General features: G+C 38.6%; 12 protein-coding genes. 2 read left to right on the top strand and 10 right to left on the bottom strand.

The features are described 5' to 3' along the window. Positions 1-16: 16 nt before the first annotated feature. From nadB to murJ (KKC46_04815), 8 genes are all read right to left on the bottom strand, one after another. Complete coding sequence (nadB, locus tag KKC46_04850) at positions 17-1,657, bottom strand: L-aspartate oxidase (GenBank protein ID MBU1053145.1); 1,641 nt, start codon at positions 1,655-1,657, stop codon at positions 17-19. 204 nt (positions 1,658-1,861) lie between these two features. Continuing rightward, positions 1,862-2,302 (bottom strand): hypothetical protein, encoded by a 441-nt coding sequence (locus KKC46_04845; protein ID MBU1053144.1) that lies wholly within the window; start codon positions 2,300-2,302, stop codon positions 1,862-1,864. A gap of 465 nt (positions 2,303-2,767) precedes the next feature. Then, complete coding sequence (gene murJ, locus KKC46_04840; protein MBU1053143.1) at positions 2,768-4,384, bottom strand: murein biosynthesis integral membrane protein MurJ; 1,617 nt, start codon at positions 4,382-4,384, stop codon at positions 2,768-2,770. A 24-nt stretch (positions 4,385-4,408) separates the two neighbouring features. Continuing rightward, positions 4,409-4,969: a hypothetical protein gene (locus KKC46_04835; GenBank protein MBU1053142.1), complete on the bottom strand. Its 561-nt coding sequence runs from the start codon at positions 4,967-4,969 to the stop codon at positions 4,409-4,411. A gap of 43 nt (positions 4,970-5,012) precedes the next feature. Then, positions 5,013-5,600 (bottom strand): YqgE/AlgH family protein, encoded by a 588-nt coding sequence (locus tag KKC46_04830; protein MBU1053141.1) that lies wholly within the window; start codon positions 5,598-5,600, stop codon positions 5,013-5,015. Between the two features lie 46 nt (positions 5,601-5,646). Continuing rightward, positions 5,647-5,928 (bottom strand): hypothetical protein, encoded by a 282-nt coding sequence (locus KKC46_04825; protein MBU1053140.1) that lies wholly within the window; start codon positions 5,926-5,928, stop codon positions 5,647-5,649. A 62-nt stretch (positions 5,929-5,990) separates the two neighbouring features. Further along, complete coding sequence (locus KKC46_04820) at positions 5,991-6,209, bottom strand: septum formation initiator family protein (protein MBU1053139.1); 219 nt, start codon at positions 6,207-6,209, stop codon at positions 5,991-5,993. Positions 6,210-6,288: 79 nt separating this feature from the next. Then, positions 6,289-7,869: a murein biosynthesis integral membrane protein MurJ gene (gene murJ / locus KKC46_04815; protein MBU1053138.1), complete on the bottom strand. Its 1,581-nt coding sequence runs from the start codon at positions 7,867-7,869 to the stop codon at positions 6,289-6,291. Positions 7,870-8,084: 215 nt separating this feature from the next. Between murJ (KKC46_04815) and rpsT the strand changes: the two genes are divergently transcribed. Beyond that, the gene (rpsT, locus tag KKC46_04810; protein ID MBU1053137.1) at positions 8,085-8,345 is read left to right on the top strand and encodes a 30S ribosomal protein S20; all 261 of its coding nucleotides are present in this window, start codon (positions 8,085-8,087) and stop codon (positions 8,343-8,345) included. A 312-nt stretch (positions 8,346-8,657) separates the two neighbouring features. Here the strand turns inward: rpsT and KKC46_04805 are convergent, their stop codons facing one another. Further along, a complete protein-coding gene (locus tag KKC46_04805) occupies positions 8,658-9,170 on the bottom strand; it encodes a hypothetical protein (GenBank protein ID MBU1053136.1) in 513 nt (170 codons plus the stop codon). Positions 9,171-9,186: 16 nt separating this feature from the next. Further along, positions 9,187-11,778 (bottom strand): leucine--tRNA ligase, encoded by a 2,592-nt coding sequence (gene leuS, locus KKC46_04800; GenBank protein ID MBU1053135.1) that lies wholly within the window; start codon positions 11,776-11,778, stop codon positions 9,187-9,189. A 283-nt stretch (positions 11,779-12,061) separates the two neighbouring features. Here leuS and KKC46_04795 point away from each other — a divergent pair, with 283 nt between their 5' ends. After that, positions 12,062-12,403 (top strand): PilZ domain-containing protein, encoded by a 342-nt coding sequence (locus KKC46_04795; GenBank protein ID MBU1053134.1) that lies wholly within the window; start codon positions 12,062-12,064, stop codon positions 12,401-12,403. The last annotated feature ends 532 nt before the right edge of the window (positions 12,404-12,935 follow it).

The following is a 12,935-nucleotide window of genomic DNA, read 5'->3' as shown; positions in this document are numbered from 1 at the left end:
TCCGGATTAATAGGAATTAATTCAGAAATTGACGTCTGATGATGGTATCTTTCTGCCATCTCGAATCATCACGATCCGGATATTCCAGGGTATAGTGAAGACCCCGGCTTTCTTTTCTGTGCATGGCGCACTTTATTATAAGCTCGGCTACAGTCGCAATATTTCTAAGTTCTACAAGATCTGCACTGATTTTAAAATTCCAGTAGTATTCACTGATTTCATTTTGAATAATTTCTATGCGTCTCTTTGCTCTGGCAAGGCGTTTATCTGAACGCACTATTCCTACATAATTCCACATGCATCTTCTGATTTCATCCCAGTTTTGTGTAACCATGATAAGTTCATCACTATCTGTTGTACCAACTTCATCCCATTCAGGGCTGTCAGGAAAAGTTTTAAAATCGGGCGAATTGATTACTTTTAAAGACTCTCCTGCGGCTGCTTGTGCATATACAAGTGCTTCAAGCAAAGAATTGCTGGCAAGCCTGTTTGCGCCATGAAGCCCGGTGCAAGCCGTTTCGCCAATCGCATACAGGTTGTGAATATCGGTTCTTCCGAACATATCAGTTACAACACCTCCGCACATGTAATGGGCTGCCGGAACAACAGGAATAGGTTCAGCGGTCATATCAATTCCGAACATCAGACATTTTTCATAAAGATTAGGAAAGCGATCTTTTACAAATCCTGAACTTTTATGGGATATATCAAGAAATACCGAGTCTTCCCCACTTTTTTTCAGTTCCGTGTCTATTGCGCGCGCTACCACATCTCTACAGGCAAGATCTTTTAATGGACTGTATTTTTGCATAAAAGGCATACCCGAAGAATTTAGCAAAATTCCTCCCTCGCCTCTTACGGCTTCTGAAATAAGAAAATTTTTGGCATCAGGATGATAAAGACAGGTTGGATGAAATTGAACGAATTCAAGATTAGCAAGAGTTGCACCTGCCCTGTATGCCATAGCAATTCCATCACCGGTTGCGACATCAGGATTACTGGTATAGAGGTAAACCTTTCCTGTTCCGCCGGTAGCAAGAACAGTTTTTTTTGAGGAAAAAGTTTTAACTTTATTCTTTTTTGTGTCAAGAACATAGGCTCCGCAACAATAATCTTCGTGGGTTGTTGTAACAAGGCCTCTTTTCATGCGTGTTGAACATGTGACAAGATCAATTGCAATATGATCTTCAAACAGAGTTATATTCTTATGGTTTTTAACATGTTCAACTAAAACTCTTTCTATCTCTATACCCGTCATATCTTTTGCATGCACAATACGTTTTTGTGAATGCCCGCCTTCGCGGCCAAGATCAAGTTCAGTTGCTATGTTTTCGGAAGCCCCTTTATTGTTGAGATTAAACTGAACCCCAAGGTCAATTAACTCGCATATCCGTTCAGGCCCGTTTTTTATGACCATTTCAACAACCTCTCCGTTGCAAAGGCCATCTCCTGAATCAAGGGTATCCTGAATGTGAAGGTCGAAAGAATCGAGCGTACCGAATACTGACGCTATTCCACCTTGAGCAAGCGCTGAGTTGCTATCCATAATTTCTTTTTTTGTTACAATGGCAACAGTTTTATAGTCAGCTACTTTTAGCGCAAAAGTAAGCCCGGCAACTCCGCTTCCGATAATTAAATAATCTGTTTTAATATCCAAAAGTCTAACTTTCTTGTATTTATATATTGTTATGAGCCACTTTCAAAACATTTCAGTTTGGTCAAGCTCAAGGCGGGAGAAAATTTCAACCACAGGAATACATTTAGTATTTCGAGGATTGAAATTTGAGCCCAACGCAGAGATCGGCCAAAATGGGACGTTTTGAAACTGGCTCTTATGCCAAACTAAAACCCCAAAAAGCTTTTACAATAATGATTTTCTTTTTTCACGCCTGGCGCTATATCCTATTAAAAAACCTAATAAAAAAACACCAACTCCACTAAAAAACCACATAATATTTTTTTGTCGCAAAAGATTAGCCACCTCATCTTCAAGCACACCAACTTTTTTATTTTGTTTGGTTAAATTTTCAGCAGTTTCATTGTATTTTGCTTCAAGTTCGGTATATTCGGCGGAAGTATCTTTAAATTGTTTTAAAGTCCTTTTCGAAAGAGCATGAAGATATTTACTGTCAGCCAACTCACGTTTTAGAGTTGTAATTTCGGCTTTCAATTCGGCATTCTCGGTGCGTAAAATATCTGTTTGAGATTTATTATCGGAAAACAGCGTTTCGGCCTGAACAAATACAGGGAAAAAAATAAGTAAGCTTCCTAATATTATGCAATATTTCAATATAGAATTCATGGGAAGGTAATCTCCAGCAATAAATAATTAAAAATGTAATATCTTTAAGCCACCCTTTACAAATTTCTTATCAGGTAAAATATACCTAAAGTCAAGGCATGTTTCCAGCAATTCCATAGCCATTGCATATCTTTTATGAAACGGAATCTGATAGGAGGGCCTCTTTTTATACTCTTAAGCCATTTAATGATTTGTTATTACGATGTATATTATTTAAATAAAACAACTTATTGAAAACCATTATAGATGACGATCACGGCCGTAAATAAAACCGCACTTGCTATAATAAAATATGCGATTAGTCTGCTTGAAGAAGTTAGATTACTGGATATAGAAAATGGAAATCCGTCACCTGAAAATGCCTTCATCTCATCAGATAACACCCAGAGATGTAAACGCCAAAAGACTTAGCGCTGTGTTAACTCTGGCGTATGAACAGCAATGATGTGTAATATATACAAACTATTACACCTTAAAGAAACGCTTTATAAATGTACGAGCATCAGCCAGACCGAAAGCCCAGGATATACTAAGATAGACAATTGCAAAGGGGAGTAGAACCAAAACAGCAAGTATAATGGGAGATTGGTGAGTAAAATAATTTCGTAGCCAGCAACCAATTGCTGCGGCTGCAAGCGCTGCAATACAGAGTTTTATAAGATAGGATACTTTAAGACCGGTGCGACCTATACGGCGGTTAAGACTTCGGCGCAAAAGTACAAATTCAACCCAGGCAGCTATCCCGGCAGAAAGAGTAAGCCCTACAACACCCCAACGCGGTTCAATTCCAATAGCTGGCGGCAGCGGAACTGCACATAAATAGCCTAAAACCGTGGCTATGACAACGTGCACAATTGCATAGCGCAGCGGCGTTTTTGTATCGCGCAAAGCGTAATATGTCGATGAATAAAGCCGTCCAAAAGTTGAAGCCGGCAAACCCAAAGCCGCACCTGCAAGAATTCCCCAAACATAAATTACATCAGTTCTTGCAAATTGCCCGGTCTGGTAGATAGCAGCCACAATAACATCTCCTATAAACAGAAAAGCAACCGCAGAAGGCAAAACGAAAAAGGCTATCTGATGAAGACCGGAATCAAGCCTTGCCCGCAAAATATCCGCAACTTCCCCATCATTACCGATTGCACCGGACATCAGCGGCAGCTCTGCAGCCGAAACCGCCATCCCGAAAAGACTCACCGGAAGTGTATATATTGTTTGCGCATAGCCAAGCGCCGAAACAGCACCTGTGGGAAGCAGGCTTGCCAAAAGAGCATCAACATATGCGCTGATCTGCACAACACCCCGTCCAAAAAAAACAGGAAAGAAATTGAACACAACCGTTTTAACATTTTTTGCATGATAATTAAAAGAAAGGCGAAATCCGCGAAGCAGTTTTAATACAACAGGAAGCTGTACACACACCTGCAAACCGCTTCCAAGCACTGATCCCCATGCCAGAATTTGAGCAAGCGGGTATTGTGAATATTGGTTGCCGAAATAAAGCATAGTCACAATTAACGTTGCATTCCAGATAACCGGAGCAGTATAGGAAAGGAAAAAACGGCGATGACTGTTTAAGATTCCCAAGCACCATGCAGAAAAAACCAGAAGTCCTGCACCTGGAAATAATATACGTACCAGGTGGATGGTCAGTTCCCGTTTGGCGCCGGAAAAACCCGGTGCTATTAAATCAATTAAATATGGTGTTGCTAAAATACCGGCCAATACCAGAATCGAAACAGTCAGGGCCAAAAGGGATGCTATGGCTCCGGCCACACTTTTAGCCTCTTCATCATCCCCATGTGCCAGCAATTTGGCATAAACAGGAATGAAAGAGGCTGAAAGCACCCCTTCTCCAAACAGGTTTTGAAGAAAATTTGGAATGCGGAAAGCGGCTTTGAAGGCATCTGCAGCATCAGAATTGCCAAAGTAATGTGCGAATATGCGATCGCGGATAAGTCCTGCAATCCGGCTGATAAAAATCCCGGCTGCAACAAAAAATGCATAGCGTTTTGAGCCGGAGTCAATCGAATTGTTTTTTTTAAAACTTTTCCCGGATATATTAGAATCGGAAAGCGACATATGCTTTATATATTCGGGTTAATTCTATTTCTTGCCGTGCCCACGGCCATGCCCATCTTCTCTTCTATCTTCCGGTCTTTCTTCTCTTGTTTCATTTTTTCGTTCTTTATGCTTGGTTTCTTTTCTATAATCTTTCGCTTTGACTTCTTTTTTTGTTTTGTAGTTCTCTTTTTTCCAATGTTTTCTTTGCTTTTTCCACTGTCCGTATGGCATACGATGTTCATGCTTATAGACTGAGCGATAATTTCTTGGAACGCCACGCACATATTCAGGAACATAGCGGTGTTTCATTTCTTTCCAGGGGCCATCGTACTTGTTTGAACGGTACCAACGATCCCCGCGGGGAGACCACCAGTAATCACCATAAAAGAAAATATCTACTTCAGGATGGGGAGCAACAACAACAGGTGACCCGGGGATTACAAGTATTTCAGGTGGTTTTATAAATATACGCGGCGGAGGAGGAAGAGAAATATGCACATCAACACTTGGCCCTTGTGCCGATACATTCAAAACAAACCCGGCAGACAATAAAACACATGCAGTAATAATAAATGCAAATAGTATAAAGATAGGTTTTTTCATCTATATCATCCTTGTCCTGTTATGTTTTCCAAATTAAACCAAATCAAGCATGACCTGCCGTAACTGAAAGCAGCGCTGGGTTTATTCCCATTTTTTCTGCTGTCTTATCCCACCTGGCGTCAACTGCGGTATTGAAAAGAATATCCTCAGACACGCTACAGGTCAGCCATGCGTTTTCCTTTATTTCATATTCAAGTTGTCCGGGGCCCCACCCAGCACATCCGAGAGCAATAATATAAGACTCGGGCCCTTTACCATTAGCAATAGCAGTAATCATGTCCATTGTATTGCTCATGCCAAGAAATGGTGTGATCATAAAACAGCTTTCCGACTCAAAAGGCTGACAGTGAAGAATAAATATCTCGCCAGTATTAACAGGACCGCCAATATAAACAGGGATTAGTTCCGCACCTGTAATGTATTCTATTTTAAGCTCATCGAAAATATCTTTTGCGGTGATAGAAGAACTTATTCTGTTTATTACTATACCTAAAGCACCTTCCTGCGTATGTTCGGAAATACAGGTTACCGTTTTAGAAAAATTCGGGTCTGCCATATCAGGCATAGCAAAAAGAAACTGCCCTTTAAGAAAAAACGATTGATTGCTTATTTCGTTTGAATCATACTCCATATAAAATCCTTATGCAGCTATATTACTGGAAGCGTCACTCATTATTTTAAGGTTTTCGACTATTCTTAAGCCTTTCTAATAATTTTATTCTGTTATTGCATAACATGAGGTCAAACCATTCTCTGAATAACGGAATAAGTCGTTTTTTGAAATCATTATTAACCTCTGCCCTCATGTTATCGAGTTCGGAAAGGGCCTCAACAAGATCATCTCTATCCGGGTTCTGTTCCAATAATTTATTATAAATTGCGGCTGCTTTATCGTACAAGCCTTGTTTGGTATATATGCCGGCCATAGTAACAGTATTAAAAGTATTGTCATCAGCCATTATTATCTTCTTTCAAAATTATTATTATATGTAAGTTGATATCATATAGGAAATTTTTGTTTTTATTTTTCAATGGCGACTTCTTTTTTATCCTTAAATTGTAATATAATTTCATTTTTTTTTATCATACCTAATTCCCGCCTTGCTATATTTTCAATATATTCAGGGTCATCCTTCAGGCGCTTAATTTCATTATACATTGAATTATTATTCAGAGCCAGTTCTTTATTTCTCTCAATAATGTTATCCCGCTCTTCTTTAAGCTGGTTTAATTCAAGCATGGCATTGTTTCCAAAAATTATCAGCAAAAACAATGAAAAAACAACCCCTATTCCTATACCCAGTAATATTTTATGCTTTCTACTCAACTTTATTCATGCTCCTTCCGGGCAAAGCCATGAGGCTTTTAATCTCAGAACTTTTTGCTAAATATGATAAAAAGCCATATAAAACTATGCCGGCTAACAAACAACAGGATACACTTAATAGCAAAACACCGAAAGAAATATTTTCATATGTTATAACTAAAGAGCTCATATACCAGACAGCTCCCCCCATAAGAAGTGAACAAGCGGCAGCCTTTAAGGCTGACTCAATCAACTTGCCACCCCACTCCAAATAACCGATTTTAATATTAAGTGCCCGGAGAAGAAGTATAATATTCAACATCGCGGATAGCGAGTTTGCCAGCGCAAGTCCTCCATGCTTGAGAGGTTTCATCAGTAAAAGACTTAAGGCAATATTTGCCAGAAAAGATATTAATGCTGCTATTACCGGAGTTTTTGTATCTTTTAATGCATAAAAAACCGGAACCGTAATTTTTACTGATGCAAAGGCCCATAATCCGATACTATAGTATAACAGAGCCTGAGCAGTCATTTTGGCGGTTTGAATATCAAATTCTCCTCTTTTAAAAAGCAGAACTACAATGGGTTCTCTTAATACAATAAGGCCGATCATACAGGGAAATGTAATAAACATTACCATTCTGATAGAATAGTCAAAGGTTTCTTTGAGAGCATTCATATCATTTTCAGAAGCTTGTCTGGAAAGAGCCGGAAATATTGCCGTAGCGACGGAAATTGCAAAAAGCCCTAAAGGAAACTGAACAAGACGGTCAGCATAATACAAATATGAAATACTTCCTTCGGGCAAAAATGATGCCAGCAGAGTACTGACAAACATATTTATCTGGTAAACGGCACCACCGAATATTGCAGGCAGCATAAGAATTCCGACCTTTTTGAGGCCGGGATGAAATATTTTTACTTTTCTCCGGAAATATATGCCATTTTTTATAAGAAAAGGGACTTGAATCAAAAGCTGCAAAACCCCTCCGGCAACCACCCCGGCGGCAAGCACTTTTATCGGTTCACCTGTAAAAGGAGAAACAAATAAGACAGCTGTTATCATTGAAATATTTAATATGGAAGGTGCAAAAGCCGGAGCTGCAAAATGTCCCAGCACATTTAAAATACCCATAAAAAGTCCTAAAAGGCATATTAAATAAACGTATGGAAACATTATACGGGTAAGAGATACGGTAAGTGCGAATTTTTCGGTGAAATCGGCAAACCCAGGTGCAATAAGCCTGACAACCAAAGGTGAAAATATAATCCCTAATACTGTAATAACAATGAGGATAGCAGATAAAAGACGCACTGCCGATCCGGCAAGATTGTTGGCTTCCTCTTTTCCTTCTTTAACAAGATAGTCTGCAAAAACAGGTATGAAAGCAATGCTCAAAGAACCTTCGGCAAAAAGCCGCCGAAATAGGTTTGGTATTCTGAAAGCAACAAGAAATGCATCTGAATATAGCCCCGCACCAAAAAACCATGCAATTACAATATCTCGTACGAAACCAAGTATACGACTAAGCAGTGTTGCTCCACCCACAAGCACGGCTGCTTTTGTTACCCGGATTTTTTCCGCCCCAGGCATAAATATCCTCATCTAACTTATCAAAGTTATAAAATTAAATTTGATTTTTAAATAAGGTGTTATTGCAATAAATATAATATATTTTGGATTATCTTGATTAAAATGTATAAACATATTGCAAAATCATCTATATTTAAGTTAATATTACTTGACAGATAATAGCTCATTTTGTATAAAATGCGCTCTAAAAAAAACTAACAAAAGGAGTCATAAATTTGGCCAATCATAAATCTGCTTTAAAACGTGTACGGCAAGATGAAATCAGACGCTTGCGCAATAAATCTACAAAAACAAGAATAAAAAATGTCGTAAAAGATATCAGAGCAACTGCAAGCAATAATGAAAACAAAGAATCTTTATCAAAAGAACTGAACACCGCAAAGTCTATTATCGATAAAGCGGCAAAAAAAGGTGTGATACATAAAAGAACCGCCGCCCGTAAAATATCCCGCCTGTCAAAACTTATCCCTTCGTAAAAAAAATGTTCGGCGGGAAAAAGTCTTGTCTCTCCCGCCGTTTCAAATAAAACCAAACAATACTATTTTTTCCCAGGCTGTGACTTATTTGCCTTCGGCCTTAAGACAATGGCTTTAGAGCCAATTACAAAACGCCCCATTTTGGCCGATCTCTGCGTTGGGCTCAAATTTTAAGCCTCGAAATACGCTATGTATTCCTGCGGTTAAAATTTTCGCCCGCCTTGAGCTTGACCAAACTGAAACGTTTTGAAACCGGCTCTTTATATTTAAATATTTTGTTGGCATGCATAACCTGCTTAAAATTCATATAATCTAAAAATTATCCGTTAGCTTATTGTATACTTTTTCTGCAAGTCTTTTTGAAAGAATCTCAATTGCCTTACGCATTTCATTTTCAGTAGCAAGCTTGTCAGATAACACGGTAAATGCCTGGTCATCTGAAATATTTGAGCCTGTCCAGATAATATTGCCGTCTTTGCTTTTTAGTTTTAAACTGATAACAACTACAACCCGTCTTTCAAGAGAAGTTATGGTACTGCTGCGTGAAATCGCCACATCGCTTGCAGTTTCTACAGTTCCGTATAAGAATGCGTCCGCTTCATCTTTCTTTGCAACAGTTTTACCATGTCTTGTGAACTCGTAGATAATATCGTTTGTAATTATGTTTTCAATTCCGCTTTCTGCGGTTTTATTCTCAAGAACTAAAACTGTCACCTTTTGAACAGATGCCGGCAATTCACCGCTTCCGGCAAATTTGTACCCGCAACTATAAAAAAATAAACCTGCAATAGCTGTAATTAATATCAATAGGCGTGTTTTTATCAAAGTTTCTCCTTTAAATTTATATAACGATATTAACAAGTTTTTGCTTAACAACTATTATTTTTTTTATCTTTTTATTACCGATAAATTTTATGGCATTTTCATCGGACAAGGCTTTTTCCTTGATCGCATCATCATTTGCATCGGAACTTATGGAAAATTTTCCTCTAAGCTTTCCGTTAACCTGAACAACAATTAAAACTTCATCTTTTAAAAGCGCATCTTCTCTGTAAACCGGCCATTTTGCAAGAAATACGCTTGTCTTATAACCAAGAGCTTCCCAAAGCTCTTCTGAAAAATGAGGAATAATGGGTGATAATAATAAAACAGTCGATTCTATAGCGAACCTGATTACACCTGCTTTTTCGGAAGAGACTTTGATGGTTCCCATGGAATACATCATATTAACAAGTTCCATTACTCCGCTGATTGCCGTGTTAAAATGAAACCTGTTTTCAATATCGTTTGTAACTTTTGAAATTGTCTGATGTGTCTTCTGGTATAGTTCCTTTAAATCTCCTTCGAGAAGTCCGGGGTCTGCGTTAAATGGTTCTATATGCTTAATTATATCAACCCAGGTATTTACAAGCCGCCATACACGCGTCAAAAACCGGTATCCGCCGTCAACTCCCTGTTCGCTCCATTCAAGATCGCGTTCGGGAGGAGCAGCAAAAAGGCAAAAAAGTCTGGTTGTATCGGCTCCGTATCTTTCAAGCAGCAAGTTTGGATCGATAACATTTTTCTTTGACTTGGACATTTTCTCAACCCGCCCTATTGCAACTTCATTCCCACATTTTGAACATATGAGTTTATCGGCTTCTCCAATCACCTCTTCAGGAAACAAATAGCCATGTTCCGGACAGGTTACAGACTCTTTGCACACCATTCCCTGAGTTAACAGTCTCGTAAAAGGTTCCTTGAATTCCACAAGACCTATATCTTTTAAAACACGGGTAAAATATCTTGAATACAAAAGATGCAAAATAGCATGTTCAACTCCGCCTATATACTGATCTACAGGCATCCAATAATCAACCGCTGTTTTATCAAAAAGGCCATCTTCAAATTTAGGACTGCAATAGCGCGCAAAATACCATGAAGATTCAACAAAGGTGTCCATAGTATCGGTTTCCCTTGCTGCATCTTTATTGCCGCATTTTGGGCATTTTGTTTTTTTAAAATAATCAAGAAAAGGTAGAGGAGACTGCCCGCCTTCAAGCAGACCGGCATCTTCAGGAAGTAATATTGGAAGATCTTTTTCATCAGCAGGTACAATGCCGCAGGTTTTACAGTGAACCATAGGTATAGGAGTTCCCCAGTACCGCTGTCTTGAAATGCCCCAGTCTCTGAGTCTGAAACTGACTGTTTTTTCACCAATACCTTTTTGTTCAAGAAAAGAAGCAATTTCATCAAGAGCTTTTTTATTATTCAAACCGTTAAATTGCCCGGAGTTTACCATTATTCCTTCATCAACATAGGCTTCGGTCATAAACGCCGGATCAAGGTCACTGTCACATGGTTTAACAACAACCACAATATCCAGACCATATTTTTTTGCAAAATCAAAGTCCCTCTGATCATGTGCCGGAACAGACATTACAGCACCTGTACCGTATTCCATAAGGGCAAAATTTGCAGTATATATGGGCATTCTCCTGCCTGTTAAGGGGTTAATGCACCAGGCTCCTGTAAAAACACCTTCTTTTTCATAACCTTCAATCGCCTTTACCGACCTGTCCTGCAAAGAAATTCTTTCGACGAATTCAGATACTTTCTTTTCTTCTGCCGTGCCTTTCGAAAGCTTTGTCACAAGAGGGTGTTCAGGGGCAAGACACATAAATGTAGCACCAAAAACCGTATCCTGTCTGGTGGTAAAAACCGGAATAACTTCATCCATATTTTCAACCGGAAACCTTATTTGCGCTCCGATACTTTTTCCTATCCAGTTTTTTTGCATCAAAGTGACTTTTTCGGGCCACCCGGCAAGCATATCACAATGAACAAGAAGATCTTCGGCATATTTTGTAATTTTAAAAAACCATTGCCAAAGCTTTTTCTGACGTACCTGCTTGCCGCATCTCCAGCACATGCCAGCTTCAACCTGCTCATTTGCAAGAACAGTCTGGCAGGGATCACACCAGTTCACAAAAGACTCTTTTCTGTAGGCATCCCCTCTTTCAAACATTTTTATGAAAAGCCATTGTTCCCATCTGTAATAGTCGGGGTTGCAGGTAGCAATTTCCCGGTCCCAGTCATACGAAAAGCCCATGCGTTTTAACTGCATACGCATGTAATCGATATTTTGATAAGTCCATGCCGCAGGATGTGTTTTGTTTGCTATGGCTGCATTTTCAGCGGGCATTCCAAAGGCATCCCATCCCATGGGGTGCAAAACATTAAACCCCTTCATCCTTTTATATCTTGCGACCACATCGCCTATAGTATAATTTCTCACATGCCCCATATGGATTTTCCCTGAAGGGTATGGGAACATTTCAAGAAGATAATATTTATCTTTATCTTTGTCTTCGCAGACTTTAAACAGGCCGGATTCATCCCATTTAGTCTGCCACTTTTTTTCTATAATTTCCGGGAGATATTTTTCTTCCATTACTGATTAAAACTCCTTAATAGATACATATCAAACCATTTGGATGGTCTTCTCTAATTGCATAACTTCATATAAATAGCAATAAATAGCAAGACCGAAAACAGGGCGATCGCATATCTTTTTTTTGAAAATTAATTTGATTAACTTATGATTGTTGGGTTCATTTAAAATCCAAATTCAGACAGGGTACTCAAATTGTCTTGAAAGAAAATAAGAATCTGATATAGAAACAAACATATGCATTGACTATTCAATTTGGCACTTTAATAAAGGAGATATACTATTGAGTATCCCGGTTGACAGAAGGCATTATCAGAGGATTGAGGTAAACTGGCCTGCCACTATTACAATAAACAACAAAGTTGTTGAGGGTGAAATCAATAATATAAGTTTCCGGGGCATGTCAATAAACTGTGATGAAGCTCTCCATTTGGGCGAAACATATACAATAGAAATAACGCCCCCTGATTATGAGGTTGTACAAATTTCCGGTAAAATTATCTGGTCTGATCTTTGTGCAATAGATGATGATAATAAAACGGTAGGAATCGGAATATGTATTGTCAAAATCCATGATAAAGACCAAAAGTATTTCGAAGATTTCCTTTCCGCAAATATTATATAAAAACAGCCTTAAGAGCCACTTTCGAAACGTTTCAGTTTTGTCAAGCTCAAAGCGGAAAAAAATTTCAACCACAGGAATACATTAAGTATTTAGAGGATAGCGCTTATGTTCACTACGTGTCACTTCGTGCGAAATTTGAGCCCAACGCTTAAGATCGGCCAAAATGGGGCGTTTTGAAACCGGCTCTATTGTATAACCCGAAATTAAGGCTCTTTATAAATATAAGGGAGAACAACCCAGCATGAAAAAAACAAACACTGCTATCTAAAAAATTTGTTGATTAAAATAAGATAAACTGTTAGCAAAAGTTTTTTATAATGCTCATTGTACAAGTTAAGTTGTTTTGTAGTTTCTGGAATAAATAATCCGATATCTCATTTTGTTTTTTTTACTCCCAATAAACTTTAAATTAAATTGTTGATGGCACAGCAATATCAGTCCCAGCCACATCAGCTGCTTCCACCAGTTTCAGGCCAAATTGTTTAGCTCGGTTTTTCATGTTTTTTATTATTCTCTGTTTATATTGCATCTC

It is taken from the genome of Pseudomonadota bacterium (assembly GCA_018817425.1).
Lineage (GTDB): Bacteria > Desulfobacterota > Desulfobacteria > Desulfobacterales > RPRI01 > RPRI01.
This window is presented reverse-complemented; position numbering and strand designations above follow the sequence as displayed.